Annotated in this window: 27 protein-coding genes; 13 read left to right on the top strand and 14 right to left on the bottom strand. The window is 71.6% G+C overall.

Translation table 11 applies throughout. The annotated features are described in order from the left end of the window. Positions 1–33: 33 nt before the first annotated feature. Positions 34–723, bottom strand: coding sequence for a TetR/AcrR family transcriptional regulator (locus TCUR_RS17245; RefSeq protein WP_052305533.1), 690 nt, complete (start codon positions 721–723; stop codon positions 34–36). A 120-nt stretch (positions 724–843) separates the two neighbouring features. On the opposite strand from TCUR_RS17245, the gene TCUR_RS17250 reads away from it, so the two are divergent. The 4 genes from TCUR_RS17250 to TCUR_RS27150 all read left to right on the top strand — a co-directional run bounded on the left by TCUR_RS17250 (position 844) and on the right by TCUR_RS27150 (position 3,451). Further along, positions 844–2,376, top strand: coding sequence for an FAD-dependent oxidoreductase (locus tag TCUR_RS17250; protein WP_012853823.1), 1,533 nt, complete (start codon positions 844–846; stop codon positions 2,374–2,376). Between the two features lie 37 nt (positions 2,377–2,413). Continuing rightward, a complete protein-coding gene (locus TCUR_RS17255) occupies positions 2,414–2,908 on the top strand; it encodes a DUF5753 domain-containing protein (protein WP_012853824.1) in 495 nt (164 codons plus the stop codon). Next, the gene (locus TCUR_RS17260; protein WP_012853825.1) at positions 2,905–3,102 is read left to right on the top strand and encodes a DUF397 domain-containing protein; all 198 of its coding nucleotides are present in this window, start codon (positions 2,905–2,907) and stop codon (positions 3,100–3,102) included. Before TCUR_RS17255 ends, TCUR_RS17260 begins: the two co-directional genes overlap by 4 nt. Positions 3,103–3,268: 166 nt before the next feature. Further along, positions 3,269–3,451: an acyl-CoA-like ligand-binding transcription factor gene (locus tag TCUR_RS27150; protein WP_169313037.1), complete on the top strand. Its 183-nt coding sequence runs from the start codon at positions 3,269–3,271 to the stop codon at positions 3,449–3,451. A gap of 16 nt (positions 3,452–3,467) precedes the next feature. On the opposite strand, the gene TCUR_RS17270 is transcribed toward TCUR_RS27150, so the two are convergent. Beyond that, positions 3,468–5,438, bottom strand: coding sequence for an acetate--CoA ligase (locus TCUR_RS17270; protein WP_281054995.1), 1,971 nt, complete (start codon positions 5,436–5,438; stop codon positions 3,468–3,470). A 173-nt stretch (positions 5,439–5,611) separates the two neighbouring features. On the opposite strand from TCUR_RS17270, the gene TCUR_RS17275 reads away from it, so the two are divergent. Next, entirely contained in the window at positions 5,612–5,929 is a 318-nt protein-coding gene (locus TCUR_RS17275) for an antibiotic biosynthesis monooxygenase family protein (RefSeq protein ID WP_012853827.1), read from the top strand. A gap of 49 nt (positions 5,930–5,978) precedes the next feature. Here the strand turns inward: TCUR_RS17275 and hsaA are convergent, their stop codons facing one another. Continuing rightward, entirely contained in the window at positions 5,979–7,145 is a 1,167-nt protein-coding gene (hsaA, locus tag TCUR_RS17280; RefSeq protein ID WP_012853828.1) for a 3-hydroxy-9,10-secoandrosta-1,3,5(10)-triene-9,17-dione monooxygenase oxygenase subunit, read from the bottom strand. 151 nt (positions 7,146–7,296) lie between these two features. Here hsaA and TCUR_RS17285 point away from each other — a divergent pair, with 151 nt between their 5' ends. The 3 genes from TCUR_RS17285 to TCUR_RS17295 all read left to right on the top strand — a co-directional run bounded on the left by TCUR_RS17285 (position 7,297) and on the right by TCUR_RS17295 (position 10,078). Continuing rightward, positions 7,297–8,457: a 3-ketosteroid-9-alpha-monooxygenase, oxygenase component gene (locus TCUR_RS17285; RefSeq protein ID WP_012853829.1), complete on the top strand. Its 1,161-nt coding sequence runs from the start codon at positions 7,297–7,299 to the stop codon at positions 8,455–8,457. After that, a complete protein-coding gene (locus TCUR_RS17290; protein ID WP_012853830.1) occupies positions 8,454–8,699 on the top strand; it encodes a hypothetical protein in 246 nt (81 codons plus the stop codon). Before TCUR_RS17285 ends, TCUR_RS17290 begins: the two co-directional genes overlap by 4 nt. Positions 8,700–9,283: 584 nt before the next feature. Next, on the top strand, positions 9,284–10,078 hold the full coding sequence (locus tag TCUR_RS17295) for an SDR family NAD(P)-dependent oxidoreductase (RefSeq protein WP_012853831.1): 795 nt from the start codon (positions 9,284–9,286) through the stop codon (positions 10,076–10,078). Positions 10,079–10,360: 282 nt separating this feature from the next. Here TCUR_RS17295 and TCUR_RS17300 read toward each other — a convergent pair whose 3' ends face one another. The 6 genes from TCUR_RS17300 to TCUR_RS27155 form a co-directional block, all read right to left on the bottom strand. Beyond that, a complete protein-coding gene (locus TCUR_RS17300; protein ID WP_012853832.1) occupies positions 10,361–11,980 on the bottom strand; it encodes an AMP-binding protein in 1,620 nt (539 codons plus the stop codon). 24 nt (positions 11,981–12,004) lie between these two features. Then, complete coding sequence (locus TCUR_RS17305; RefSeq protein ID WP_012853833.1) at positions 12,005–12,472, bottom strand: nuclear transport factor 2 family protein; 468 nt, start codon at positions 12,470–12,472, stop codon at positions 12,005–12,007. After that, the gene (locus tag TCUR_RS17310; protein WP_012853834.1) at positions 12,469–13,356 is read right to left on the bottom strand and encodes an LLM class F420-dependent oxidoreductase; all 888 of its coding nucleotides are present in this window, start codon (positions 13,354–13,356) and stop codon (positions 12,469–12,471) included. The genes TCUR_RS17305 and TCUR_RS17310 overlap by 4 nt, the downstream gene beginning before the upstream one ends. Positions 13,357–13,364: 8 nt before the next feature. Continuing rightward, entirely contained in the window at positions 13,365–14,837 is a 1,473-nt protein-coding gene (locus TCUR_RS17315) for an FAD-dependent oxidoreductase (RefSeq protein WP_041439946.1), read from the bottom strand. A 5-nt stretch (positions 14,838–14,842) separates the two neighbouring features. Beyond that, positions 14,843–15,736: a VOC family protein gene (locus TCUR_RS17320; RefSeq protein ID WP_217265422.1), complete on the bottom strand. Its 894-nt coding sequence runs from the start codon at positions 15,734–15,736 to the stop codon at positions 14,843–14,845. A 124-nt stretch (positions 15,737–15,860) separates the two neighbouring features. Then, the gene (locus TCUR_RS27155) at positions 15,861–16,016 is read right to left on the bottom strand and encodes a hypothetical protein (protein WP_012853837.1); all 156 of its coding nucleotides are present in this window, start codon (positions 16,014–16,016) and stop codon (positions 15,861–15,863) included. A gap of 240 nt (positions 16,017–16,256) precedes the next feature. On the opposite strand from TCUR_RS27155, the gene TCUR_RS17325 reads away from it, so the two are divergent. Further along, positions 16,257–17,231: an aldo/keto reductase gene (locus TCUR_RS17325; RefSeq protein ID WP_012853838.1), complete on the top strand. Its 975-nt coding sequence runs from the start codon at positions 16,257–16,259 to the stop codon at positions 17,229–17,231. A gap of 113 nt (positions 17,232–17,344) precedes the next feature. Here TCUR_RS17325 and TCUR_RS17330 read toward each other — a convergent pair whose 3' ends face one another. The 4 genes from TCUR_RS17330 to TCUR_RS17345 are packed head-to-tail and all read right to left on the bottom strand — an operon-like array spanning position 17,345 to position 22,149. Then, positions 17,345–18,529 carry an acyl-CoA dehydrogenase family protein gene (locus TCUR_RS17330; protein WP_012853839.1) on the bottom strand — a complete coding sequence of 395 codons (1,185 nt, stop codon included), beginning with the start codon at positions 18,527–18,529 and terminating at the stop codon, positions 17,345–17,347. A gap of 22 nt (positions 18,530–18,551) precedes the next feature. Beyond that, the gene (locus TCUR_RS17335) at positions 18,552–19,607 is read right to left on the bottom strand and encodes a ferredoxin--NADP reductase (protein WP_012853840.1); all 1,056 of its coding nucleotides are present in this window, start codon (positions 19,605–19,607) and stop codon (positions 18,552–18,554) included. Further along, a complete protein-coding gene (locus TCUR_RS17340) occupies positions 19,604–21,283 on the bottom strand; it encodes an FAD-binding protein (protein ID WP_012853841.1) in 1,680 nt (559 codons plus the stop codon). The genes TCUR_RS17335 and TCUR_RS17340 overlap by 4 nt, the downstream gene beginning before the upstream one ends. Then, positions 21,280–22,149, bottom strand: a complete 870-nt coding sequence (locus TCUR_RS17345) for an alpha/beta fold hydrolase (RefSeq protein WP_012853842.1) — start codon at positions 22,147–22,149, stop codon at positions 21,280–21,282. Before TCUR_RS17345 ends, TCUR_RS17340 begins: the two co-directional genes overlap by 4 nt. 282 nt (positions 22,150–22,431) lie before the next feature. Between TCUR_RS17345 and TCUR_RS17350 the strand changes: the two genes are divergently transcribed. Then, complete coding sequence (locus TCUR_RS17350; protein WP_012853843.1) at positions 22,432–23,007, top strand: flavin reductase family protein; 576 nt, start codon at positions 22,432–22,434, stop codon at positions 23,005–23,007. Positions 23,008–23,026: 19 nt separating this feature from the next. On the opposite strand, the gene TCUR_RS17355 is transcribed toward TCUR_RS17350, so the two are convergent. Continuing rightward, the gene (locus tag TCUR_RS17355; RefSeq protein WP_012853844.1) at positions 23,027–23,917 is read right to left on the bottom strand and encodes an IclR family transcriptional regulator; all 891 of its coding nucleotides are present in this window, start codon (positions 23,915–23,917) and stop codon (positions 23,027–23,029) included. A 186-nt stretch (positions 23,918–24,103) separates the two neighbouring features. Here TCUR_RS17355 and TCUR_RS17360 point away from each other — a divergent pair, with 186 nt between their 5' ends. The 3 genes from TCUR_RS17360 to TCUR_RS17370 all read left to right on the top strand — a co-directional run bounded on the left by TCUR_RS17360 (position 24,104) and on the right by TCUR_RS17370 (position 26,012). Then, positions 24,104–24,979: an LLM class F420-dependent oxidoreductase gene (locus tag TCUR_RS17360; RefSeq protein WP_012853845.1), complete on the top strand. Its 876-nt coding sequence runs from the start codon at positions 24,104–24,106 to the stop codon at positions 24,977–24,979. Positions 24,980–25,068: 89 nt separating this feature from the next. Further along, entirely contained in the window at positions 25,069–25,605 is a 537-nt protein-coding gene (locus tag TCUR_RS17365) for a nuclear transport factor 2 family protein (RefSeq protein WP_012853846.1), read from the top strand. Then, the gene (locus tag TCUR_RS17370; RefSeq protein ID WP_012853847.1) at positions 25,605–26,012 is read left to right on the top strand and encodes a nuclear transport factor 2 family protein; all 408 of its coding nucleotides are present in this window, start codon (positions 25,605–25,607) and stop codon (positions 26,010–26,012) included. The genes TCUR_RS17365 and TCUR_RS17370 overlap by 1 nt, the downstream gene beginning before the upstream one ends. Positions 26,013–26,017: the final 5 nt, after the last annotated feature.

The raw sequence follows: 26,017 nt of genomic DNA on the forward strand, positions 1-26,017 counted from the left end.
CGCGGTGATCCCGGTCACCGGAAGCGGCCGTTTTCAGCCCTCCCGGTCGCCGGTGCGGCCGTTTTTCTGATTCTCCTCGCGGCCGGGCGCGTTGGAGCGCGGCGCCAGCAGCAGCCAGCAGGCCAGCCGGATGTCGTTTTCCAGGTCCGACAGCGACGCCCGGCCGTTCAGGCTGGACTGCAGCACCCCGTACCAGCACTGCATCAGCAGCCGCACCAAGGTGACGTCCTTGACGGTGGGCACCTCGATGCCCAGCGCCTCCAGGATGATCTCGCGGAAGCCGTTGTCGATGCGGGCGGCGTCGCCGACGGTGGCGGCGTTGGCCAGCCCGGAGCACTGCAGCATCGCCGAGGCCAGCACCGGGCGGCGCAGCAGCTGGCGGCTGGCCTGCACCAGCAGCTCGCCGACCGCGTCCTCGGGCGCCACGCCGGGCTCGGGCGGGCGGATGCTCTCCCGGAACCGATCCACCTGGTCGGCCATGACCGCGGTGAACAGGTGGACCTTGGAGGGGAAGTAGCGGTACAGCGTGCCGATCGCGACCCCGGCCTCCTTGGCCACCTCGTGCATCTGGACGCGCTCCAGCGGCTTTTCACTGCCGATGCGCATGGCCGCCCGGAGGATGCGCCGGCGCCTGTCATGCTGTTCAGGCGAGCTGGGCTCGGCCGGTGGCCGGGCCGATGCGATCCTCGGCACGTCGTCTCCGTTCACGCTCGATCCCCGCATGACAATACAGAGCCCTCCGCCATGGGACGGCCTGCTGATTCCGATGAGTGGGATGTGAGATCCGGCGCATCCGGCGTTGCGCTTGCCTGGAGCGGGCGCCAAGACGTGAAAGGACAACGCATGGGCAACGCCGGGGAATCGTGGGACGACCGTTTCGACGTGGTGGTGGCCGGATCGGGTGCGGGGGCCATGACCGGGGCGCTTGCGGCCGCCTCCAGCGGGCTGCGCACCGTCGTCCTGGAGAAGACACCGCTGCTGGGCGGCACGTCCGCGTACTCGGGGTCGGCCATCTGGCTGCCGGGCAGCCGGGTGCAGCAGCGGGCGGGCATCGGGGATTCGACCGAGTCGGCCCGCACCTACCTGCGGGCGTTGCTGGGCGAGGAGAACGCCGGGCACCGGGAGGCGTTCTTGTCCACCGCCCCGCAGGTGGTGGAGTTCCTGGAGCAGAACCCGGAGATCGAGTTCGAGTGGCGGCCCTTCCCCGACTACTTCGCCCGGCCCGGCCGCATGGACCAGGGCCGCTCCTTCGTGCCGCTGGACCTGCCGCAGGACCGGCTGGGAGAGCTGGCCTCCCTGGTGCGTCCCATCGTGGACCGTGACCGCGCCGGGCTGGGCCACGACCCGGCCGCGCCGCTGTCGGCCGGGCGGGCGCTGATCGGCCGGCTGCTGCTGGCGTTCACGCAGACCGGCAACGGGGTGGTGCGCACCGAGACCGCGCTGACCGACCTGATCGTCGAAGACGGCCGGGTGGTCGGGGTGGTGGCCCGCACCGCAGACGGGACCGTCCGGCTGCGCGCCGAGCGCGGGGTGCTGCTGGCCGCCGGCGGGTTCGAAGGCGACGCGGCGGCCCGCGCCGAACGCGGCCTGCCGGGCAGCGCGCAATGGTCGATGGCCCCGGCCGGAGCCAACACCGGCGACGCCATCGCGGCGGCGGTGCGCATCGGCGCCGCCACCGGCCTGCTGGACCAGGCCTGGTGGTGCCCGGGCCTGGCCACGCCCGACGGCAGGGCCGCCTTCACGCTGGGTTTCCGCGGCGGCCTCATCGTGGACGGCTCCGGCCGCCGCTTCGCCAACGAGTGCCTGCCGTACGACCAGATGGGCCGCCAGATGGCCGCCGAACCCGGCCGCGTCCCCGCCCACCTGATCTTCGACTCGCGTTCCGGCGGCAGGCTCCCGGCCATCTCGGTGCCCACGGTCAAGCCCGAAGAACAACTGAAGGCCGGGCTGTGGGTGAAGGCCGACACCCTGGAGGACCTGGCCGCCGCCCTCGGCCTGCCCGCCGACAACCTGACCGCCACCGTCGAGCGCTTCAACGGCTTCGCCGAAAAGGGCACCGACGAGGACTTCCACCGCGGCGAGGACCCTTACGACCGGTTCTTCGCCACCGGCGACGGCCCCAACCCCTGCCTGGTCCCCATCGACCGGCCGCCCTACTACGCGGCCCGCGTCGTCCTCAGCGACCTGGGCACCAAGGGCGGCCTGCGCACCGACACCGAGGCCCGGGTGCTCGACGCCTCCGGCAACCCCATCCCCGGCCTGTACGCGGTGGGCAACACCAGCGCGTCCTTCACCGGCCCGTTCTACCCGGGGCCGGGCATCCCGATCGGCACGGCCATGGCGTTCGCCTACCGCGCCGTCCAGGACATGAAGTAGAGGCTGCGCCCTGAGGACAGAGGCCCGCACCGCCCCGGTGCGGGCCTCGTTCTATCCGGAACTGGGGAACAGCGAAAGACCTCCCCATACCGAAATTTCCATTTGTGACATCGACAAAATGGTGGAAGAGCGCCTGCAGCGTCAGCAGGTCCTCGCCCGGGAATACGACTCCCCGACTCTGGTCGCGGTCATCTCGGAGGCCGTTCTCCTGTACAACGTGGGCGGAGCGGAGGTCATGCGCGCCCAGCTGGCGCATCTGATCGAGATGGCCCGCAGAAGCGACGTCTTCATTCACGTCATCCCGATGACGTCCGAGGTCTGCGCCGGGTTCCTGGCGAACTTCATCATCGCTACCCTCGACGGTAGAGAAGTCGCCTACCTGGACAACCAGCTGAACGGCGAAGTGATCGAAGAGCCAGAGAACCTGGCGCTATTGCGAAGGATGTTCGAACGCTTCAGGGCGCACTCCCTCAGCCGGCCGGATTCGATCGAGCTGATCAGAAGGATCATGGAAGAGCGGTGGACGAGATGAAGTGGCGCAAGTCGTCCTACAGCGGAGCCAACGGCGGCGCATGCGTTGAGCTGGCACGCGTTCCCGGCACCCGGCAGGTCGCGGTGCGCGACTCCAAGCAGCCGGACGGACCACAGCACAGGCTCAGCCTCACCGCAATGACGGGCCTCATCACAGCCATCAAGAACGGCGACCACGACCTGCGCCGGTCCTGAACGCCCTCGGGTCGTGAAGGCCCTGCGCCTGAAGGCGCAGGGCCTTTTCTCCCGGTCGTAGTCGGAATCGGTGCTGTCGATCTCGGTGCGGATCTGGTTGATCCGGCCCTCGATCTCGGCGGCGTCACCGGCGCCGTCCACGACGGTGGTCTCGTCCTTGGTGACGATGACGCGCTTGGCGCGGCCGAGCATCCTGTACCCCCGCGTCATGGCCGGCGCGGTCGCCGCCGCCGTCCGCGTGGCCGGGCGGCACTGGATCTCCCCCGGCGCCACCGGCTCCTTCGCCGACGTCCTGCGCCGCGCCCTGACCTGCATCCTCCCGGCGGCCCAGGCTCAGGAGGACTCCTGACGGCCGCGCGCGAAGGTCACTCGTGCAGCCGCAGCAAGGGCTTGATGGCCTCCAGGACGGCGGGGTCCTCGATGGTGGGCGGGACCGGCTCCTCCCGCCCGGCGGCCAGGCCGCGCATGGTCTTGCGGAGGATCTTGCCGGAGCGGGTCTTGGGCAGCGCGGGCACCACGGCCACGTCCCGGAAGGCGGCCACCGGGCCCACCTCGCGGCGGACGGCGGCGATCAGCTCGGCGCGCAGCTCGTCCTCGGCGACCTCGGCGCCGGCCTTCAGCACCACCAGGCCGTAGGGGATCTGACCCTTGACCGGGTCGGGGACGCCGATCACCGCGCACTCGGCGACGGCGGGGTGGGCGGCCAGGGCGGCCTCCATGGCGCCGGTGGACAGTCGGTGGCCGGCCACGTTGATGACGTCGTCGACGCGGCCCATGACGAACAGGTAGCCGTCCTCGTCGCGGTAGCCGGAGTCGCCGGTGGTGTAGTAGCCCTCGTGCCGGCTCAGGTAGGAGTCGAGGAAACGCTCGTCGTCGCCCCACAGCGTGGCCAGCGCGCCGGGGGGCAGCGGCAGCTTGATGACGATCTCGCCCTCCTGCCCGGGTGGCAGCTCCGCGCCCGTGGCGTCCACGATCCGCACGTCCCAGCCGGGCATGGGCACGGTGGCCGAGCCGGGCTTGACCGGCATCGGCTCCAGGCCCTGGGGGTTGGCGGCGATGGCCCAGCCGGTCTCGGTCTGCCACCAGTGGTCGATCACCGGGACGCCGAGCTTCTCGGTGGCCCACTGCCAGGTCTCCGGGTCCAGCCGCTCCCCGGCCATGAACACCCCGCTCAGCGAGCCGAGGTCATATTTGGCCAGTTCGGCGCCGTCGGGATCGACCTTCTTGATGATCCGCAGAGCAGTGGGGGCGGCGAACAGCTTCTTGACGCCGTACTCGGAGATCACTCGCCAGAACGCGCCCGCATCCGGGGTGCCGACCGGTTTACCCTCGTACATCACGGTGGTCGCGCCGACCAGCAGCGGCCCGTAGACGATGTAGCTGTGGCCGACGACCCAGCCGACGTCGGAGGCCGTCCACCACACATCGCCGGCGCCGATGTCGTAGATCGCCCCCATCGACCAGGCCAGCGCCACCGCGTGGTCGCCGTTGGTGCGCAGCACGCCCTTGGGCTTACCGGTCGTCCCCGAGGTGTAGAGGATGTAGAGCGGGTCGGTGGAGTCCACCGGCACCGGGTCGGCGGGGGCGGCGCCCGGGACGACGTCGGCCCAGTCCAGTTCGCCGGGTCCCAGCTCGGCGCGCTGCCGGTCGCGCTGCAGCAGCAGGACGTGGTCGGGACGGTGGGCGGCCATGTCCAGGGCCTGGTCGAGGATCGGCTTGTAGGGCACCACGCGGGTCGGCTCGATGCCACAGGAGGCGGTGACGACCACTTTGGGGCGGGCGTCGTCGATGCGCACCGCCAGCTCCCGGGGCGCGAACCCGCCGAAGACCACCGAGTGCACCGCGCCGATCCGCGCGCAGGCCAGCATGGTGATGACGGCCTCGGGCACCATCGGCATGTAGACGATGACCCGGTCGCCCTCGCCGACGCCGAGCCCGGCCAGCGCCCCGGCCGCCCGGGCGACCTCATCGCGCAGCCGCCGGTAGGTGTAGCGGCGCTGGGCGGGTTCCATCGCCGAGTCCCAGATCAGCGCGGTGCGGTCGCCGGCGCCGCGCTCGATGTGCCGGTCCAGGGCGTTGTAGGAGGTGTTCAGCCGCCCGCCGGGGAACCAGCGGTAGAACGGGGCGTTGGCATCGTCCAGCGCCCGCTCGGGGAAGACGTCCCAGTCGATCAGGCCGGCCGCATCCAGCCAGAACCGCTCCGGATCCGCCAGGCTCTGCTCGTAGGCCTTCGCATACGCTCCCATCCCGGGCTCCTTTTCGGCTGTGCAACGGGCGCTTCCCCGACGCGCCCGCCGCGCCTTTCGGGACGGGACGGCCAAGACGCGCGAACACACCCCTGCGACCCGGGCGCGACGGCCTGCGGCCGGGGCGGGTTTTCTCCATACCCGTCCTGCCCGGCCGCCAACGCGGCGGCGCGCCCGTCCGGGGCCGTGCGGACGGCGATTTGACCTCAAGCGAAGTCGAGGTTTTAGCGTCCCGGTACGTCCATGAACGACGGGAGGCTCAGATGTCCGCGGTGTACCGGGTGGACAAGTTCATCGTCCCCGACCAGGCGCGCGAGGAGTTCTGGCGCAACGTCCGGCGAACCCATGCGGTGCTGCGCGAGCAGCCGGGCTTCCTGGAGGAGGTGCTGCTGGAACGGCACTCCGGCCCCGGCCGTTTCAACGCGGTCACGATCGTCAAGTGGGCCTCCGCCGACGACCTGGCCGCCGCGCGGACGGCCGTCGAGCAGGCCCACCGGCAGATCGGCTTCCAGCCCGCCGAGTTCTTCCGCACCGCCGGGATCGAGGCGGACCTGATGAACTACGTCGAAGTCGAGGCCTAAGACGCCCGCTCCGGAGAGCGCGCCCGCGGGGAGAGGTCCCCGCGGGCGCCTAGAGCAGGTTGTCTTCGATCTTCAGGCCGAACTCGCCGCGGCCGTACATGGCCAGGGCGCGTTCGGGGTCGTTGGCCACGTGCACGCTGCCGGCGTGGGCGTCCCGCCAGGCGCGTTCGATGACGTGACCGCGGTGCAGGGAGTTGCCGCCGGCGGTCTTGAACAGGATGTCGATGGCCTCGATGGCGCGTTCGGTGCCGCGGACCTGGTCGCGGCGGGCCCGCAGGCGCAGCTCCATGGGGATCTTCTCGCCCGCGACGGCGTGGGCGTACATCTCGCGGACGTTGCGCTCGGTCTGCAGCACCGCCGCGTCGATCTCCGAGGCGGCACGGCCCACCGCGACCTGGGCGAACGGGTCCTCCACGAACCGGCCGCCGCCCAGGCTGAGGCGGATGCGGTCGCGCATGGACTCCACGTAGTGCGCATAGCAGCCGGCCACGATGCCGATCACGCTGGAGGTGATGGTGGTGGTGAAGAGCGTGCCGAACGGCATGCGGAACAGCGGGCCGGTGTTGACCTTGCTGCCGGGGGCGCGCAGCCGGGCCATGTCGTAGTTGCGCATCACCCGGTGCTCGGGGACGAACGCCCCCTTCACCACGATGTCGTCGCTGGCGGTGCCGCGCAGCCCGGTGGCGTCCCACACCTGGCGGATCTCATAGTCCCGGCGGGGCAGCAGGATGGTCATGAAGTCCACCGGACGGCCCTCGGCGCCCACCACCAGGGCGCCCAGCAGCGCCCAGTCGGCGAACTCGCAGCCGGAGGAGAAGCCCCAGCGCCCGGTCACCTCATAGCCGCCCTCCACCGGGGTGAGCCGGCCTATCGGGGCATACGAGGAGGAGATCAGCGTGTCCGGGCCGTTGCTCCACACCTCCCGCTGGGCCTCGTCGGGGAACATGCCCAGATGCCAGGCGTGCACGCCCAGCACCCCGGTGACCCAGCCGGTGGAGCCGCAGGCGCCGGAGATCATGCGGACCGCCCGGTAGAAGTCCACCGGGTCGCTCTCCAGGCCCCCGTGCCGGGACGGCTGCAGCAGCCGGAACACCCCGGCCTCGGTCAGTTCCCGGATCGTCTCGGCCGGAATGCGTCCCTTTTCGTCGACGGACCGGGCCCGTTCAGCGATCTGTGGCAACAGCCCGCGCACCGCCTCCAGGACCTCGTTGCTCATCTGCTGCTCCCTGTCGTGCTCACGTCCGCGATGCAGCAGACCACGCCCGCGCCGGTCGGCGGGCGGTGGCGTCCCGGCCAATGAGACTGCGCGGTCTGTGACGTGACCTGCGGCATAGCGTGCAGTTCGAAGCAATCCGCCCTTTGAAGGGATGATCCACGTGACCGCGACCGAGTCCGACGCGATCCGCGTCATCGAGGCGGAGGCGATTCCCGACCGCTACGCCCGGGGATGGCACTGCCTGGGTCTCGCTGAGAAGTTCAAGGACGGCAAGCCGCACACCGTCAACGCCTTCGGGCAGAAGCTCGTGGTGTTCTGCGGTGAGGACGGCAAGATCAACGTGCTGGACGCCTACTGCCGGCACCTGGGCGGCGACCTGTCCAAGGGCACCGTCAAGGGCAACGAGATCGCCTGCCCCTTCCACGACTGGCGCTGGGGCGGCGACGGCCGCTGCAAGAAGATCCCCTACTCCCGGCGGGTCCCGCTGCGCGCCCGCACCGCCGCCTGGCCCACGATGGAGCAGGACAAGCTGCTGTTCATCTGGAACGACCCGGAGGGCAACCCGCCTCCTCCGGAGGTCACCATCCCCCGCATCAAGGGCGTCGGGCAGGAGGACTGGACCGACTGGCTGTGGACGGAGACGATCGTCCACACCAACTGCCGGGAGATCATCGACAACGTCGTCGACATGGCGCACTTCTTCTACGTGCACTACTCCTTCCCGGTCTACTTCAAGAACATCTTCGAAGGCCACATCGCCACCCAGATCATGAAGGGCAAGAGCCGCCCGGACATCGCCAAGCCCGACGCCGACGGCAACAAGATGCTCGGCAACACCTCGGTGGCGTCCTACTACGGGCCGTCGTTCATGATCGACGAGCTGACCTACCACTATGAGGGCTTCGACCTGGAGTCGGTGCTGATCAACTCGCACTACCCGATCGACCAGAACTCCTTCGTGCTGCACTCGGGGATCATCGTGCAGCGCCACCCCAAGCTGAAGGGGGACGCCGCCGAGAAGGTCGCCCAGCGGCTGTCGCGCTTCATCCTCAAGGGCTTTGAGCAGGACATCGAGATCTGGCGGCACAAGGCCCGCATCGACAACCCCCTGCTGTGCGAGGAGGACGGCCCGGTCTACCAGCTGCGCCGCTGGTACCAGCAGTTCTACGTGGACGTCGCCGACGTCACCCCGGAGATGACCGACCGGTTCGAGTACGAGATCGACACCACCCGTCCGGTGGAGGCATGGACCCGCGAGGCCGAGGAGAACCTGGCTCGCCAGAAGGCCGCCGCGCAGGGGCAGCCGGCGTGAGGATCCGCGAGGACAACCGCCTGCTGGACGGCGTGCCGATGCAGCCGGTGCGCTGCCGGCGGTGCGACGGCGAGGTGCTGGTGCGCAAGGCCAGCTGGCAGCAGACCAGCATCCAGTGGAACGCCGAGGCCGCCTCGGCCTGCCCGAGCCTGGCCGAGGACCGCTGGAACACGTGCCCGGCGCTGATGTCGGCGATCCAGGAGGCCGCGCTGAACGGCGCCATCAAGATCGTCGAGGAGTGACGCGCGCCGGCCGGTGCCGATGTCCGGAGCGGGCGACGGGACGGGGAGGGACGTCGCCCGCCGGGTCGCAGAGCCGGACCCGGGCGGGGGATCACCGCCGGGTTCGGCACCGGTGTTCCTTTGGCATGCCCTGATGTCGCCGGCGAGGCCCGAGCCCGCGGCCCGGTGAACGCCGCGGGGGCGTCCCGGCAGACGCCTCTTCAAGGCCTGCGCCGCCGCGAGCGCCGAGGGCGGGACTTCGGCGCGGCCCCGCCGCACGCGGCCGGGCCTTTTGAAGATCGCCGCAGCGGCCCGGCCTCCCCTTTCGAGACCGGCACCGCCGGCGGTGCCCTCCCAACCGGTGAGCCTTTTTCAATGCGCCGTTCCCGCAGATCGCCCGCGGGGTGCGTCGCGGTCGGGGACGATGCCGTGACCGGCGGGCCTCGGATATCGCCCCGGCCCCCCCGTGCTTGAAAAGGCTCGGTGCAGGCGCCCGCGACCGGCCTGCACCGCTTCTGTTCGAGTTCCGCTCGAGGTTTCCGCTTGAGGACGGCGGGCAGCGCACGGCGCCGCCCGGTCCCGACGCCGGACAAAGAAGGACAGTGATGATCGACAAGGACCGTTACGGGCCCTGGGCCGTGATCGCCGGAGGCTCGGAAGGGGTCGGCGCCCGCTTCGCCCACCGCCTGGCCGACGCGGGCGTGAACCTGGTGCTGATCGCCCGCAAGCCCGGCCCGCTGGCCGAGACCGCCGAGCAGGTGCGGGCCAAGGGGGTGCAGGTGCGCACCCTGGAGCTGGACCTGGTCTCCCCCGACCCGCTCAAGGCGATCCGCGAGGTCACCGACGACCTGGAGGTCGGGCTGCTGATCTTCAACGCGGGCGCCAACAGCTACGGGCACGAGTTCGTCACCGGCGACCTGGACCGCTTCCAGGACGTCATCGCCCTCAACATCACCGCCCAGCTGTCGCTGACCCACCACTTCGGCGCGCTGATGAAGCAGCGGGGCCGCGGCGGCATCATCCTGGTCGGCTCCCTGGCCGGCTACATGGGCCAGGCGCAGATCAGCGTCTACTCCGCCGCCAAGGCCTTCAGCCGCGTCTTCGCCGAGGGCCTGTGGCTGGAGCTGCGCGACCACGGGGTGGACGTGCTGGAGCTGGTGCTGGGCGTCACCCGCACCCCGGCGATGGAACGCGCCGGGTTGAACATGGACATCCCGGGCCTGAACGTCGCCGACCCCGACGATGTGGCCCGCGAGGGCCTGGAGCACCTGTCCGACGGCCCGGTCTGGGTCGCCGGCGGCAACTATGAGGCCGCCGTCAAGCGCAGCGGCTTCCCCCGCGCCAAGCTGGTCGCCGGAGCCCACGCGGCCATGCAGCGCATGCTTCCCCCGGCCAAGTGACCCCCGCCCGCGGGGCGGGGGCGGCCGCCCCCGCCCCGCGGCGCTCTGAGGCTCAATGAGCGGCCGGCCGGTTCACCGGGCCCGATCCGGCGCCCGGCCTCCAGGTGCTCGCGGTATTCCCGCCGGGTGAAGCGTCGCGGGTCGGGCCGGGACGGCTGCTTTTCGCGGTCGCGCACACCGCTCACGCCGGCCGTCTGCCTTGCCGCCGAGTGTGGAAGCGTCCCCGCCTCACGATGGGGCAGACGGCACGCGCCGGAGCGGCGTCACTTCAGCCGCGGGCGTTCAGCGGGGCATGAGTTCGTAGTCGTAGGTCTTGCCGATTCGCCGGTAGACGGGGTCGGTGGTGTGCCAGGCCTCGGCCCGCAGGGGGCGTTTGATGACCTTGTTGGTGGGGGTGCGGGGCAGTTCGGTCATGATGCGGACGTAGCGGGGCGCCCACTTGGTGCCCAGGTCGGGCTGGGCGTGCAGGAAGGCGGTGAAGGCGGCCGGGTCGAAGGTGCGGCCGGGGGCCGGCACCACCGCCGCCATGACCTGGTCGCCGACGCGTTCGTCCGGGACGGCGTAGACCGCCACCTCCAAGAACGCCTCGTGGCGGGCCAGCAGGCGTTCCACGGGGGCGGCGGCGAAGTTCTCCCCGTCCACCCGCAGCCAGTCGCTGTCGCGGCCGGCGAAGTACCAAAAGCCCTCGGCGTCGCGGTAGGCCAGGTCGCCGGACCACACCCAGCCGCCCCGGATCCTCTTGGCGGTGGCCTCGGGGTTGTTGTAGTAGCCCTCGAACTTGGCGGCGCCCTTGGTGTCGACGATCTCGCCGATGGCCTCATCCGGGTTGAGCAGCGTGCCGTTCTCATCGAAGCGGGCGCGCGGGCACTCCTCGCCGGTCTCGGGGTTCACCACGATGACGCCCTCGTCGGCCACGCCCAGCGAGCCGGGCGGGGTGCCGGGCACGCGGACGATGCGGATCTCCCCTTCGCTGGAGCCGTAGGAGTCGATGACGGTGCAGCCGAAGCGGCGGGCGAAGGCGGCGATGTCGCGCGGGGCGGCCTCGTTGCCGAAGGCGATGCGCAGCGGGTTGTCGGCGTCGTCGGGTTTCTCGGGGGTGGCCAGGATGTAGCTGAGGGGCTTGCCGACGTAGTTGAAGAACGTCACCCCGTAGCGGCGGACGTCCGGCAGGAAGCCGGAGGCGGAGAACTTGCGCCGCAGCACCAGCCGCCCGCCGGTGCGCACCGCCGGGGCGATGCCCGCCATGATCGCGTTGGAGTGGAACATCGGCATGACGACGTAGAACACATCCTCGGCGGTCAGGTTGCGGCGCTGGGCCTGCTGGACGGCGATGCGGCCGAGCCGGCCCTGGCTGCAGATGACGGCCTTGGGCGCCGAGGTCGTCCCGGAGGTGAAGACCAGCGAGAAGATCGTCTTGGGGTCGATCGGGGGGCCGCCGGCGGGCAGCGGGCGAGCGTCGGCGAGTTTCTCGGCGTAGGCGTCGGTGTCGGTGACCAGCCGGGGGATGCCGGGGACCAGCCCGTCCAGCAGCACGGCCCGTTCGGTCTCGGTGACCAGCACACCGCAGTCGGTGTGGGTGATGTCGCGGGCCAGTTCCGCGCCGCGCCGGGTGGGGTTCAGCTCCACCACCGGGATCCCGGCCAGCGCGGCGCCCAGCATCCAGAACAGGTGCTCGGGGCCGTTCTCCAGGAACAGGCCCACATGCCAGGGGCCGTCGGAGCGGCGCAGCGAGCGGGCCAGGCCGGCGCGCAGCCGGGCCTCGGCGATCACCTCGCGCCAGCTCCAGGTGCGGTCCTCATAGCACAGGCCCGTGCGGTCGTCGTCGGCCCTGGCCGCGACCAGCTCGGCGAAGGTGACCGGGTGCTCGGGGCCGTCGTCGGTCAGCGCCCTGCCCGCCGTCATGTCCTCTCCCCTCCTCTTGCGCTCTCACCGCGAATCGCCGCGCCACCGGCGGACGGGGCGGGTCTCGATCCACTCCAGGTGGAGTTCGCGGCGGGCGATCCGCCAGGCGCCGCCCTGGCGGCGGTAGATGTCGGCGTAGCGCAGGTGCCACGCCAGGTTCACGACCGTCCCGTCCCGTTCCGACAGGTGGCAGGCGGTGCAGGCCACCGAGCCGGTGGCGGTGCCCGGCTCGGGGCCGGGGTCGAACACCTGACCGGCCAGGGCGTGCATCGTCACCGGGAAGACCTCCAGGGACGACATCACGCGGGCGATCTCCTCCCAGCCGCGGTGGACCAGCACCGGCCCCATCCGTTCGGGCGGGTCGGGCAGGACCAGCACGGCGTCGTCGGTGAACAGGCCCGCCAGGGCGGCCAGGTCCCGCCGGTCCACATGCAGGGCGTAGCGGGCGACCAGGTCGGCCAGCTCGACCCGGTCGCCGGTGCTCAGCCTCATGGGGCGGTCAGCCCGAGCCGCTGCGCGCACGCCGACAGCTCCTCCAGCGCCCGCTCCAGGTCGCGCGTGGGGGTCGGCTGCAGGACGATCCGGTCGGCGCCCAGCTCGGCCAGTCTCTGCGCCTTCTCGGGGGTGATCCGGGCCAGCGAGTGGCCCAGCGTCACCTCCAGGGCGTCCGGGTCGCGTCCGGCCAGCTCGGCCTCCTCGCGCATCAGTTTCAGCAGGTCGCGCAGCGCCTCCCCGGTCACGCCGAGCGGCTGGATGCCGTCGCCGTGCCGGCCGGCCCGCCGCGCCGCGGCGCGGCTGTGCCCGCCGATGTGGATCGGCACGCCGCCGGCCCGGGCCGGCTTGGGGTAGCTCATCGCGTTCTTGAAACGGAAGAACTCCCCCTCGTGGTCGGCGCCGTGCGGCGCGGTGTCGGCCCACAGCTTGCGCATGACCTGGATCTGCTCGTCGGCGCGGCGGCCCCGGGTGGCGAAGTCGGCGCCGCAGGCCTCGACCTCTTCGCGCATCCAGCCCATGCCCACGGTCAGCCGCAGCCGCCCGCCCGAGAGCCGGTCCACGGTGGCGGCCCGTTTGGCCAGCACCACCGGGTGGTGGTTGGGCAGCACCAGCACGCCGGTGGCCAGCCCGATCCGGCCGGTGCAGCCGGCCAGGAAGGCCAGCAGGTCCAGCGGGTCGGGGATGTCCAGGTCGTCGGCCAGGTCCATGCGCCCGGAGGCGTCGTAGGGGTAGGTGCTGGTGTAGCCGGCGGCGACGACGGTGTGCTCCACCACGCTGATGGATTCGAACCCGCAGGCCTCCGCGTGGCGGGCGTAACGGCCGATCCACTGCGGGTCGGCCGTCACGCCCGCCGCGACGGGGGCCAGGACGGCGTATTTCATTTCACGCCTCAGTCCTCTCCCGCTGCGGCGCGTCCGGCGCGGCGGCCGAAGAACGTGCCGTCGCCCAGCGACGTGCCGCTGACATAGCCCTCGCCGTGGATGCCGGAGGAGGCCCGGCCCGCCGCGTACAAGCCGGCGATGGGCTCGCCGGAGTTGTTGAGGACCTGGCCGTCCACGTTGGTGTGCAGCCCGCCGAGGGTGAACCCGTTGACCCCGGTGCCCTTGCTGCCGCGGTCCCGCTCACCGGGGAAGAAGCCCTCGGCCGGGTCGATCGCCGCCAGCGGGCCCCGCAGCGGGCGCAGCCACTTGGGGTCCTTGTGGAAGTAGGGGTCCTCGCCCTTTTCGGCGTGCCGGTTGTAGATCTCGATGGTGGTCTCCAGCGCGCCGGGCGGCATGCCCAGTTCCTCGCCGAGCTCGGCGGCGGTCTCGGCGGCGTACTTGGGCCGCACCCCCCACCGCTCGGACTCGGGGATGGATTCGAAGCCCTCCTCGTCGATGATCGACCAGTAGGGGGCGGGCTGGTGCAGCAGCGCTCGGTGGCTGTAGAGGCCCGGGTAGACGTCCTCGTTGATGAACCGGCGGCCGAGGGCGTCCACCAGCATGCCGCGGACCACCACGGCCGGCAGCGCGGTCAGCGCGGCCTCCACCACGCTCATGCGGCGGGTGGCGGCGCCGATGGCGGTGGCCATGCGGATGCCGGAGCCGTCGCTGTTGCCGTCGCTGACCTTGTCGTGGCCCAGCAGCACCGGGGCGTGGTGGGCGAGCATCTCGTCGTTGTCGACGAAACCGCCGGTGGTGAGGATGACCGCCTTGCGCGCCCGGTAGGTGACCCGCTCGCCGTACTTGCGCGCCACCACCCCGGCCACCCGGCCGTCGTCGTCCAGCACCAAATTGGTGGCGGCGGTGTCGGCGTGGGTGACGGCGCCGGCGGCGGTGGCGGCGGCCGTCAGCTTCTCCATCAGCAGCCGGCCGCCGAAGCCCTTGGCCGCCGGGCGGTGGCCGCGCGGGACTGGACGGGCGATGGTGTTGTAGGGCCAGGCGTTCTCCCCCAGCCACATCAGCCCGTCCTCGGTGTAGGGCATCCAGGTGGGGGCGTCGAACAGGCTGGGGTTGAACGTCAGGCCGCGGGCGCGGAACCACTCGAAGTGCTCCACGCTCTCATCGCAGTACAGCCGCAGCTTGGCGGCATCGACGTGCGGGCCGAGCGCCGCCTCCAGGTAGGCGTACATGTTGTCGGGGTCGTCGTCGAACCCGCACGCCTTCTGGATCTCGGTGCCGCCGCCCAGGTACAGCTCCCCGCCGGACATGGCCGACGCCCCGCCGGGGCCGCCGGCCTTCTCCAGCACCAGCACGCTCACGCCCGCACTGGCCGCCTCGAAGGCGGCCGCGGCGCCCGCGCAGCCGAACCCGACCACCAGCACGTCGCACTCGTGGTCGAAGGCGCCGACTTCGCGGACGCCGATCGGTTCCACAGAGCTCATCGGCATCACTTGGTCGGGGGGATGAACGCGGCCAGCGGCTCAGAGCCCGACCAGTCGTGGCCCCAGTAGCTGTCGCGGGTGATCTCTTCGGCGGTGTAGTACGTCTCGTCGACGAGCATGCCGTCGGTGCCGTACTCGATGTCCCAGCCGCCCGGGGCGCGCACGTAGAAGGAGACCATCTTGTCGTTGGTGTGGCGGCCCAGGGTGGAGGAGATCGAAAAGCCCAGCCGGGTGACGTTGTCCAGCGCCCGGCCGACGGTGTCCAGGTCCTCGACCTCCACCATGATGTGCACCAGGCCCGGGTCGCCGTCGTGCGGGGCGGGGGCGATGGCCAGGCTGTGGTGGCGCTGGTTGACGCCGAGGAAGCGGACGCGCAACGGACGCTCGGGGGTGGCGGCGCTGACCTTCATGGCACCGCGCGGCAGGAACCCGAGGACCTCGCAGTACCAGTTCGTCAGCTCCTCGGCGCGGGGGGTGGGCAGCACCACGTGGCCCATGCCCAGCGGGCCGGTGACGAACCTGTGGGCCAGCGGGGTGCGCAGCGGGCTGTGGTCCAGGACGGGGCCGAAGAACACCTCCACGGGGGTGCCGGAGGGGTCCTTGAAGGCGATGGCCTGCTCGACGTCCCGCTCGGCGGCCTCCTTGGGCGACAGCACGGTCACGTCCGTGCCGGACTTCTCCACCGCCTCGCGGACCGCGGCCAGCGCGTACTGGTCGCGCACCTCCCAGCCGACGGCCAGCACCCGGTCGGCGTCGCCGGGCAGCACCGCCAGGCGGTAGCGGCGCTCGTCCATGCGCAGGTACAGCCCGTCCGGGTCCGGTCCGGAGCCCTCGGCGAAGCCGAGTCCTTCGATCGCCAGTTCGCGCCAGCGTTCGATGTGGCGCGTCTGGACCTTCACATAGCCAAGTCCTCGGATCAACGTCACTGTGCGTCCTCGATCCATCTTCGATGTCGCGGTCGAGCCTCCGGCCGCCAGTGCTCAAGCTCTCAAAACCGCCTGCTCGCCGCGCCCGTCCTCCCGCTCAGTGAGAGTCCCGGACCGGGGACGCCGCGCCGCCCAAGGCGCTTTCGCGGGCGAACTCCTCCAGCGTGGTGGAGACGGCGCGCACACCGGCGGCCGGTTCGTTGCCCACCTCGTCGTACCTGGTGATGAACTCCTGTGATGCGGCAACGCCCATGCAGGACGGTGACGCGGAATCCGTCCCCGGAAAAAGATCGCGGCCCGGCCGGCCCGCCGTGGGCGGCGACCCTCCCGGCCGCAAGCCCCCATCCGCCCGTGCCCGATCCCACGGAGCCCCCGCCGCCCCCTGCCCGAGCGCGGACGGTACCCGTTCTTTCCGGGAGATCTCGCGTGAGGCGGGCACATCAAGGGTCTCTAACATCAGCGGGCAGGACAGGCGCGGTGAAGGGAAGCGGACATGCGACAGCGGGCTCTCGGCCGGCAGGGGCTGGTGGTGTCGGAGCTGGGGTACGGCGCGATGGGCATTTCCATCGCCTACGGCCCCTCGGACGAAAAGGAAGGCGAGGCCACCATCCGCCGGGCCCACGAGCTGGGGGTGACGTTCTTCGACACGGCCGAGCTGTACGGGCAGGGCGCCAACGAACGGATCGTGGGGGCCGCGCTGGCCCCGGTCCGCGACGAGGTGGTCATCGCCACCAAGTTCGGGTTCGACTTCACCGGCACGCGTCCCAGCGGGCTGGACAGCCGTCCCGAGCGCATCCGCCAGGTCGTCGACAACAGCCTGCGCCACCTGGGCACCGACGTCATCGACCTGCTCTACCAGCACCGGGTCGATCCCGATGTGCCGATCGAGGAGGTGGCCGGGACCGTCGGGGAGCTGATCGAGGCCGGCAAGGTCCGCTACTTCGGGCTGAGCGAGGCGGGTGAGAACACCATCCGCCGGGCGCACGCCGTCTGCCCGGTGTCGGCGCTGCAGACCGAGTACTCGCTGTTCGAACGCGACGTGGAGGCCCTGTTCCCCGTCCTGCGCGAGCTGGGGATCGGGTTCGTGGCCTACTCACCGCTGGGCCGGGGCTTTTTGACCGGGTCGGCCAAGCCCGGCCCCGAGTACGACCCCTCCGACTTCCGCCACTGGGACCCGCGCTTCCAGCCCGGCAACTACGAAAAGAACCTGGAGGCCACGCGCGCCCTGGCCGAGCTGGCCGCGGCCAAGGGCGCCACCGTCGCCCAGCTGGCGCTGGCCTGGCTGCTGACCCGGGGTGAGGACGTCGTGCCGATCCCCGGCACCCGCAGCCCCAAGCGCCTGGAGGAGAACGTCGCCGCCGCCGACCTCGTCTTGAGCCGGGCCGACCTGGAGCGCATCGCCGAGATCCTGCCCAACGGCGGCTTCGGCGCCCGCTACCCGGAGGGCATGCTCCCCACCTGGGACTGAGGCCGTCACGAACCGGCCGCAAACGGGACGGTCCCGGGCCGGTCGAGGGGCCGGTCCGGGAGAGTCCTCATGGCGAAGGCCCCGTCCGGTGGCGCCGGGGCCGGCGCGGGTTTTCAGATCATGGAGCGGATCGGGCCCAGCGGGGGCTCGATGTCCATGTCGGTCAGGGCGGAGACGTGGTAGACGGCGCCGGGCACGTGGATGGCGTGCACCAACCCCATGTGGGCGTCCCGCCAGAACCGCTGGATGGGGTTGTCCATGCGCATGCCGTTGCCGCCGGAGCGCAGCACGATCTCGTTCATCGCCCGCACCGCGCGCCAGGCCGAGCGGACCTGGGTGCGGCGGGCCGCGGCGCGCTCGGCGAAGGTGATCTTCTTGCCGGCGGCGACCTTGTCATACAGCCGGGAGATGTAGTCCAGCATCGTGATGCGGGAGGCGGCGATCTCCTCGGCGGCCTCGCTGATGGCGTACAGCACGTACGGGTCGTCCTTGACCTTGGTGCCGGTGATCTGCACCCGGCTGCGCTGGTAGGCCAGGTGGGCGGCGAGCGCGCCCTCGGTGATGCCGATCACCGCCGAGGAGATGCCCAGCGGGAAGATCGCGGTGAACGGCACGTGGTAGAGCGGGTTGGTCAGCCCGGCCCGCTCGGCCTGGATGCCCTCGATCACGTCGTGGTACTTCAGCACCCGGTACTCGGGGACGAAGGCGTCGCGGACGATGATGTCCTTGCTGCCGGTGCCCGACAGGCCCACCACGTCCCAGGTGCCCTCGACGATCTCGTAGTCGGAGCGGGGCAGGATCAGGTGCAGCGAGGTCGGCGGCTGGGCGATGTTGCCGTCGGCGTCGCCGAGCATGCCGCCCAGGAAGATCCAGTCGCAGTGGTCGGTGCCGGAGGAGAACTGCCAGCGGCCGTTGAAGATGTAGCCTCCGTCGACCGGGCGGGCGATGCCCAGCGGCGCGTACGGGGAGGCGATCCAGGTGTCCTGGTTGTCGCCCCAGACCTCTTCTTGCACGCGCGGGTCGGCCAGGGCCATCTCCCAGGCGTGCAGGCCGACGATGCCGGCGACCCAGCCGGTGGAGCCGTCCAGGGCGGCGATGCCCATCACCGTCTCGGCGAACTCGCGGGGGTGCGCCTCCATGCCGCCGTAGGTCGCCGGCTGCAGCATCCGCATCATCCCCGCGTCGCGCAGGATCTTGGCGGCCTTGTCGTCGAGCTTGCCGAGCCGCTCGTTGACGGGGCCGAGTTCGCGGATCTCCTCGGCGTGTTCCATGATCGCGTCTAGCACGCGCTTGGCCATCGCCCACTCTCCCGTGATGTCGTTAGCCGTCGTAGGTGACCTTCAGCCGGTCGCTGACCGGCCTCGCCTGACAGGCGAGGATGAGGCCGTCGGCGAGGTCCCGCTCATCCAGGACGGTGTTGACGTCCATGGACGCCTCCCCTTCCAGGACCACGCAGGCGCATGCCGCGCACGAGCCCTCACGGCAGGAGAACGGCGCGTCCACTCCGGCGCGCAGCAGCACGTCGAGCAGGCGTTCGGAGCGGGGCCAGGGCACGGTCCGCCTCTCGCCGTCGATTTCGACCTCCACGGTGGCGGCGTCCTCCTCACCCGCCGCACCGCTGTCCCCGTCTGAGATGGCGTCCTCGCCGGCCGCCTCGAACGGGTCGCCGGCCAGCGAGAAGTACTTCTCCACATGCACCCGCCCGGCGGGCACGCCCAGACCGGTCAGCGCCTCGGTCGCCAGGTCCATGAACGCGGCCGGCCCGCAGATGAAGGCGTCGCGGTCGGTGTAGGGCCGCAGCAGCGCGCGCAGGCCGGCCGCGGTGGGCAGGCCCTGCACCGACTCCAGCCAGTGGAGGACCGTCAGCCGCTCACCGTGCGCCTCGGCGAGGGCGCGCAGCTCACCGGCGAAGATGACCGAGCGTTCGTCCCGGTTGGCATACAGCAGGGTCACCTTCCCGCCGCCCGCGGCCAGGCAGGATTTCAGGATCGACATGATGGGGGTGATGCCGCTGCCGCCGGCGATCAGCAGCAGGTCCTCCTGCAGCGAGGAGGGGGTGAAGGTCCCGGCGGGACGCAGCACCTCCAGCACGTCCCCGGCGGTGACGTTGTCGCAGATCCAGTTGGACCCCAGCCCGCCGGCGACCCGTTTGACGGTCACCTTCAGGTGCTCGTCGGTGAGCGGCGAGCTGCACAGCGAGTAGCAGCGCGCCGCCCAGCCGTCGGGTGCGGGCACCCGGATGGTCAGGAACTGGCCGGGCCGGTAGGCGAAGCGCTCCCGGTCCCCCTCGGCGGGTTCCAGGACGAGCGTGTGCGCCTCGGCGGTCTCGCGGACGACCTCGACGACGCGCACCTTCAGCGATCCGGCCCGGCTCACCGCTGGTCCTCCCGGCGGGCGCGGGCGGCGGCGTGCCGGGCGGCGATGTAGCCGAACACGATGGACGGGCCGATGGTGGCGCCGGGACCGGCGTACTCGTTGCCCATCACCGAGGCGGAGGTGTTCCCCGTGGCGTACAGCCCTTCGATCACCGAGCCGTCCTCGCGCAGCACCCGGCTGTGCTCGTCGCAGACCAGCCCGCCCTTGGTGCCCAGGTCGCCGATCTCCAGCCGGAAGGCGTAGTAGGGCGGGGTGTCGATCACGTCCAGGTTGGGGTTCTTGAGGTTGGGGTCGCCGTAGTAGCGGTCGTAGGCGCTGTCGCCGCGGCCGAATTCGGGGTCCTTGCCGGTGCGGGCGTAGCCGTTGAAGGTGGTGACGGTCTCGTTCAGCGCGTCGGCCGGGACGCCGATCTTCTCAGCCAGTTCGGTGAGGGTGTCGGCCTTGAAGGCGATCCCCGCCTCAAAGAAGCTCTTGGGGATCGGCGCGCCCGGCAGGATCTGCGCGAACGGGTAGCGGGCGCGGGCCTTGGCGTCCATCACCAGCCAGGCGGGGATGTGGCCGCCGGCGAGCTGGTCGTGGACGAAGTTGACGTACGGGGCCGACTCGTTGGTGAAGCGCTTCCCTTGCGGGGAGACGATGACCTGCCGGGGGATGGCCCGTTCCGACAGCAGCGGGATGACCGCGCCGGCCGGGTGCCGCAGCGCCGGCATCCACCAGGCGTCGTCCATCAGGTCCAGCGCGGCGCCGAGCTTGATCCCGGCCTGGATGCCGTCGCCGGTGTTCTCCCGGGCGCCCATGGCGTAGTTCTCCCGGGCGCCCTCGGGCAGGTACTTGGCGCGCATCTCGTTGTTGTGCTCAAAGCCGCCGGTGGCCAGCAGCACGCCGTAGCGGCCGCGCAGCCGCAGCGTCTTGCCCTCCCGTTCGACCTCGATCCCGACGACGGCGCCGCGCTCGTCGGTGATCAGGTCGGTCATGCGGGTCTGCAGCCACAGCGGGATGCCGGCGTCCTTGAGCGCCATGCGCAGCCGGGCGACCAGGGCGCGCCCGCCGGTGGCCATGTGGCGGCGCAGGATCAGGTTGGAGGAGACCCGCCAGGCGGCCACCAGGGAGGCCTTGCGGCCCCGCCAGGTGCGCTTGGCCATGGCCAGGTCGCGGTAGTCCTTGGCGGTGATCCACAGGCCGAGGGGGCCTTTGAGGTTGTTGGGCCGCTGGTACTTTTCGTCCTCCCCCAGCTTGCGGGTGTCGAAGGGCTTGGCCTCGATGGAGCGTCCCATCGGGCGCCCGCCCTCCAGCTCGGGGTGGTAGTCGGAGTAGCCCTTGGTCCAGAAGAACTTGACCCACTTGCTCTTTTCGAGCACCTCCATCGCGGCCGGGCCGTTGTCCACGAACGCCTCCAGGCGCGCCCTGGGCACGCGGCCCTGGGTGAGCTGCTCCAGGTAGCGCAGGATGGACTCGCGGCTGTCGTTGTGGCCCTTGGCGCGCAGCGTGGGGTTGTTGGGGATCCAGATGCCGCCGCCGGAGATGCCGGTGCTGCCGCCGTACTTTTTGCCCTTCTCCACGATCAGGGGCTTGAGTCCCTCGTCGTGGGCGGTGAGCGCGGCGGCCATGCCGCCTCCGCCGCTGCCGACGATGACCAGGTCGTATTCGGCGTCCCAGCCGTTGCCCGCGGCGCTCATGCGGCGTCCTTGCGGGTCAGGAAGGCCAGCACCACGCTCTCCCAGGCCTCCTTCTGCTCGATCATCACCCAGTGGCCGCAGTTGGGGAAGATGTGCACTTCGACGTCGGGGATGGCGCGCATCGGCAGCAGCGCCATGTCCACGGGGCTGACCCGGTCGTCACGCCCCCAGGTGATCAGGGTCTTGGCCTTGAGCTTGTGCAGCATCGCCCAGTAGGGCGGGGTGTCGGAGGCGGCCTGGGCCTTGGCGTTGGCGGCGAAGGCCTTGCTGCCGTACATGCGGCGGGCGGCGGCCAGCGTGTCGGGGTCGGTGGCCTGCTGCCAGCGCTCCTCGATCATCTCCTCGGTGATGATCTTGGGGTCGTAGACCATGGAGTGCAGCCAGCGGATCAGCTTCTCGCGGCTGGGCTCGTCGGTGAACTCCATCAGCAGCTTGATGCCCTCGCCGGGCGAAGGACTGAAGATGTTGCGGCCCATGCCGCCGATGGTGACCAGCCGGCGCACCCGGTCGGGGTGGGCCAGCGCCACCTGGGTGCCGACGATGCCGCCCATGGAGTTGCCGATCACGTCCACCTGCTGCAGGCCCAGCCCGTCCAGGAAGCGGAGCACCGCGCCGGTGGCGGCCAGCATGGGGTGCTGGTCGGTCGGGTCGCTGACCCCGAAGCCGGGGAACTCCAGCACCAGGCAGCGGAAGTGCTCGGCCAGCACCGGCAGGTTGCCGCGGAAGTTGCGCCAGCCGGTGACGCCCGGCCCGGAGCCGTGCAACAGCAGCAGCGGCGGTCCCTCGCCCGCCTCGTGGTAACGCAGCACCCCTTGGTCGGTGGCGAGTTCGCGCAACGTCGACTCGTAGGTCAGCTCCGTGGTCATAGGTCTCTCAGTCCTTCGCAGGTGACTTGCCGGGAACGTAACCAGCGCCTTGTCAAGGCCGCCGCGACGATCCCGATCAGCGGGACGCGCCTGATTCGGGGGTTGTGACCGGTCCTGGCGGTGCGGCGGATGGGGAGCGGCCGGCGCTCGTCGAAGGCGCGGCGGCGGGGATGAAGAGTGGTCTTCCACTCAACGGGATGCCCTTTCCCTCGGTAACGAGGGCGGCCTACGTTCCTGATCGTCAACGCCCGACGCGGCCCGCCGAGCACCCGAGGGGAATCCATGCCAGCCGAGCCAGCGATCACCACCGATCCCGGTCACGCCGCGCCGCCCGCGCCGGTGGAGTTCCGGCGGGCCATGGCCGAGTTCGCCACCGGCGTCACCGTGGTCACCGGCCTCGACGGGGGCGAGCCGGTGGGTTTCGCCTGCCAGTCGTTTGCGTCGGTGTCCCTGGAGCCGCCGCTGGTGCTGTTCTGCGCCGATCACCGCGGCCGGTCCTGGCCGCGCATCCGGGCCAGCGGCCGGTTCTGCGTGAACATCCTGGCCGAGGACCAGCGGGAGCTGTGCGAGCGCTTCGGGTCGAGCAAGGGCCGCAAGTTCCAGGGGCTGGAGTGGGAGCCGTCGCCGTGGGGCGCGCCGGCGCTGCCCGATGTGCTGCTGCGCGTGCACGCGGTGGTGCAGGACGTGCACGTGGCCGGCGACCACGACGTGGTGATCGGACGGGTGCTGAGCTGTGAGCGTCCCCCGGGGAACGAGGGGCGGCGTCCGCTGTTGTTCTTCCGCAGCCGGTTCGGCATCGACGAGCCGGACGCCCCGATCGCCCCCGACCCGTGGGCCAGGGGCGATCGGTGGGGCTGAGGTCACCGCAGCGCCGCGGTCACATCCACTCGCCGCGGCCGTCCATCGCCAGCAGGCGGTTCAGCGTCTCGGGAGACCAGGAGTCCTCGGCGGGCGGGGCGAACTCCGCCCGCCGGGCGCGGGGGCGGCGCGCCGGCGCCGTGGACGGGAAGAGGGTCTGGGACGCCTCACGGGCGGCGGCGGCCACCAGCGGGGCGACGTTCTCCAGCGGGGTGCGGATGTCGCCGACCAGGGAGATGCCGGCCACCGGCCCTTCGGGGCCGCGGATGGCGGCGGCCACGCAGGCGATGCCGGGGAAGGTCTCGCCCCGCTCGAAGGCCAGGCCGCGGCGCCGGCGGATGCGGTGCAGCTCCTGGTGAAGGGTGGCCAGCTCGCCGATGGTGCGGTTGGTCAGCCGGTTCAGGGCGCCGCCGAGCCGGGCGTCGACCTGCTCGGGCTCCAGCCAGGCCAGCATCGCCTTGCCCAGCGCGGTGGAGTGGGCCGGGGCCCGTCCGCCGACCCGGGAGGGCACCGAGCTGGCGAACCGTCCGCCGACCTTGTCCAGGTAGAAGACGTGGGCGCCGTCCAGCACGGCCAGGTGGGCCACCAGCCCGGTGGTGATCTGCAGCTCGTGCAGCAGCGGCGCGGCGGCCTCGCGGATCTTGCCGTGCCCGCCGTCCCGGCCACCGAGACTCAGCGCCCGCGGCCCGAGGGCGTAGCCGTAGGAGTTGTGCTCCAGCCAGCGCTGGCGGACCAGCTGGTCGAGGATGCGGTGCGCGGTCGAGCGCGGCAGGCCGGTGTGCCGTGCCACGTCCTCCAGGGTCAGCCGGACCGAGCGGCCGGTGAAGGCGTCCAGGATCAAGGTCATTCGCTCGACCATCGACGGCGGCGGGTCGCGGCGCACTGCGGGGGCTGCCGTGGACTCGCTCATCGCACCTCCCAGACGACTGAAATGAATTCTTGTGACACGAATCTAGCAAGCAGTCTCTTCCCAGGGAAGACACCAGTTGATGTCGTGTTTATAGCGCTTTGTCCGTTCCGTTGAGTGAGACGCCTCACGAGACAGCGCGGACGTTGCTACTAGAACGTTTTCTTGTCACAGCCTGGAGGGGGGCACATGCGCATCGGCATCGTCACACCGGTGGTGGCCCAGCCGCCGGGAGCACACTCCCCGTGGGAGCACAGCGCCGGCATCGAGGAGCTCGGCCGGATCGCCGAGGCCGCCGACCGGCTCGGCTACCACCACCTGACCTGCAGCGAGCATGTGGCCGTGCCCACCGAGGCCGCCGCGCAGCGCGGCGGCGTCTACTGGGACCCGCTGGCGACCTTCGGCTACCTGGCCGCCCGCACCCGCCGCATCCGGCTGGCCACGCAGGTGCTGGTGCTCGGCTACCACCACCCGCTGGCCATCGCCAAGCGCTACGGCACGCTGGACCGCGTCAGCGGCGGGCGGCTGGTGCTCGGGCTGGGCGTGGGCAGCCTGGCCGAGGAGTTCGCGCTGCTGGGCGCCCCCTTCGAAGGCCGCGGCCCGCGCGCCGACGAGGCCATCGCCGCGCTGCGCGCCGCCTGGGGCCGGCGAGAGCCGAGCTTCCACGGCGAGCACTACGACTTCTCCGGCTTCGTCGTCGAGCCGCACGCCGTGCGCGAGCGGGTGCCGATCTGGATCGGCGGGCGCACCGCCCGCTCGCTGCGCCGCGCCGTCACGCTCGGGGACGGCTGGGTCCCCTTCGGCCTGCCCCTGGACACGCTCGCCGAGATGCTCGCCAAGGCCGACGCGCCCGAGGGTTTCGAGGTGGTGCTGAGCCCCGGCCGCCCGCTGGACCCGCTCGGCTCCCCCGAGGCGGCGCGCACCGCGCTGGAGCGGCTGCGCAAGGCCGGCGCGACCATCGCCGGCGTCCGCCTGACGGCCACCTCGGCCGACCACTACTGCGACCAGCTGGCCGCCCTGCGCGAGCTGGGCCAGAGCCAGGGTCTGTCCTTCGCCGGGGACTGACCCCGTTCTCCGGCTGCACCCCGGGCCGGACGAGCCCGCGCCGCGCTCGTCCGGCCCGCCCCTACCGAGCAAGTCGTCAGGAGGTTGCGATGGCCGACGCCGAGCCGCGGCGGGAGGCGCTGGAGGAGCGGCTGCGGGCGCTGGAAGAGCGGCTGCGGCTGCTGGAGGACGAGCGGGAGATCACCCGCCTGATCCTGTCCTATGGCCCGCTGGTCGACAGCGGCTGCGCGCAGGCCGTGGCCGAGCTGTGGGAGCCCGAGGGCGTCTACGACGTCGACGAGCTGCTGATGAACGGGCGGCGGGAGATCGCCGCGATGGTGCGCTCCCGCAACCACCAGGGCTGGATCGCCGGGGGCTGTGCCCACTTCATCGGCCCGCCCCACGTCACGGTGGACGGCGATGAGGCCACCGCGGTCGGCTACACCCTCATGATCGTCAACACCCCGGACGGCTTCACGCTGCGCCGCGCCACCGCCAACCGCTGGCGGCTGCGCCGCACCGCGGCCGGCTGGCGCGCCGTCGAGCGCACCAACCGCGTGCTGGACGGCCGCAAGGAGTCCCCCGACCTGCTGGCCTCCTGCTTCCCCGGCGCGGTGCGCCACCTGCCGCAGGGGCCACGGGCGTGATGGGCGACCGCGAGCAGATCATCGAGCGGCTGGCCGAACTGGCCGCCGCGCTGGACCGCCGGGACTGGGCGGCGATCGGCGCGATGTTCACCGAGGACGCCACCGGCTACGGCCGCACCGGACGGGCGGAGATCGTCGCCGTCGTCCGCCGCCATCTGGGCGGCTGCGGCCCGTCCCAGCACCTGCTGGGCAACCACCGGGTGCGCATCGACGGCGACCGGGCGCGGTCGCTGACCTACGCGCGGGTCATGCACCTGGGCGCCGGCCCCATGGAGGGCCGCCACTATGAGTGCTTCGGCGAGTACGACGACCGCTGGGTGCGCACCGCCGGCGGCTGGCTGCTGACCTCCCGGACGTTCCAGATCACCATGCAGTTCGGCGACTTCGGGGTGCTGCGGCCGGGCTGATCCCC

The sequence above is a fragment of the Thermomonospora curvata DSM 43183 genome (genome assembly GCF_000024385.1).
GTDB classification, from domain to species: Bacteria; Actinomycetota; Actinomycetes; order Streptosporangiales; family Streptosporangiaceae; genus Thermomonospora; species Thermomonospora curvata.

Bases quoted from the DNA above. Each gene is read 5' to 3' on its own strand.
- TCUR_RS17245 (WP_052305533.1), bottom strand. From the start codon at position 723: ATGCGGGGATCGAGCGTGAACGGAGACGACGTGCCGAGGATCGCATCG.
- TCUR_RS17250 (WP_012853823.1), top strand. From the start codon at position 844: ATGGGCAACGCCGGGGAATCGTGGGACGACCGTTTCGACGTGGTGGTG.
- TCUR_RS17260 (WP_012853825.1), top strand. From the start codon at position 2,905: ATGAAGTGGCGCAAGTCGTCCTACAGCGGAGCCAACGGCGGCGCATGC.
- TCUR_RS27150 (WP_169313037.1), top strand. From the start codon at position 3,269: ATGACGCGCTTGGCGCGGCCGAGCATCCTGTACCCCCGCGTCATGGCC.
- TCUR_RS17275 (WP_012853827.1), top strand. From the start codon at position 5,612: ATGTCCGCGGTGTACCGGGTGGACAAGTTCATCGTCCCCGACCAGGCG.
- hsaA (WP_012853828.1), bottom strand. From the start codon at position 7,145: ATGAGCAACGAGGTCCTGGAGGCGGTGCGCGGGCTGTTGCCACAGATC.
- TCUR_RS17285 (WP_012853829.1), top strand. From the start codon at position 7,297: ATGATCCACGTGACCGCGACCGAGTCCGACGCGATCCGCGTCATCGAG.
- TCUR_RS17295 (WP_012853831.1), top strand. From the start codon at position 9,284: ATGATCGACAAGGACCGTTACGGGCCCTGGGCCGTGATCGCCGGAGGC.
- TCUR_RS17300 (WP_012853832.1), bottom strand. From the start codon at position 11,980: ATGACGGCGGGCAGGGCGCTGACCGACGACGGCCCCGAGCACCCGGTC.
- TCUR_RS17305 (WP_012853833.1), bottom strand. From the start codon at position 12,472: ATGAGGCTGAGCACCGGCGACCGGGTCGAGCTGGCCGACCTGGTCGCC.
- TCUR_RS17310 (WP_012853834.1), bottom strand. From the start codon at position 13,356: ATGAAATACGCCGTCCTGGCCCCCGTCGCGGCGGGCGTGACGGCCGAC.
- TCUR_RS17315 (WP_041439946.1), bottom strand. From the start codon at position 14,837: ATGAGCTCTGTGGAACCGATCGGCGTCCGCGAAGTCGGCGCCTTCGAC.
- TCUR_RS27155 (WP_012853837.1), bottom strand. From the start codon at position 16,016: ATGGGCGTTGCCGCATCACAGGAGTTCATCACCAGGTACGACGAGGTG.
- TCUR_RS17325 (WP_012853838.1), top strand. From the start codon at position 16,257: ATGCGACAGCGGGCTCTCGGCCGGCAGGGGCTGGTGGTGTCGGAGCTG.
- TCUR_RS17330 (WP_012853839.1), bottom strand. From the start codon at position 18,529: ATGGCCAAGCGCGTGCTAGACGCGATCATGGAACACGCCGAGGAGATC.
- TCUR_RS17340 (WP_012853841.1), bottom strand. From the start codon at position 21,283: ATGAGCGCCGCGGGCAACGGCTGGGACGCCGAATACGACCTGGTCATC.
- TCUR_RS17345 (WP_012853842.1), bottom strand. From the start codon at position 22,149: ATGACCACGGAGCTGACCTACGAGTCGACGTTGCGCGAACTCGCCACC.
- TCUR_RS17350 (WP_012853843.1), top strand. From the start codon at position 22,432: ATGCCAGCCGAGCCAGCGATCACCACCGATCCCGGTCACGCCGCGCCG.
- TCUR_RS17355 (WP_012853844.1), bottom strand. From the start codon at position 23,917: ATGAGCGAGTCCACGGCAGCCCCCGCAGTGCGCCGCGACCCGCCGCCG.
- TCUR_RS17360 (WP_012853845.1), top strand. From the start codon at position 24,104: ATGCGCATCGGCATCGTCACACCGGTGGTGGCCCAGCCGCCGGGAGCA.
- TCUR_RS17365 (WP_012853846.1), top strand. From the start codon at position 25,069: ATGGCCGACGCCGAGCCGCGGCGGGAGGCGCTGGAGGAGCGGCTGCGG.
- TCUR_RS17370 (WP_012853847.1), top strand. From the start codon at position 25,605: ATGGGCGACCGCGAGCAGATCATCGAGCGGCTGGCCGAACTGGCCGCC.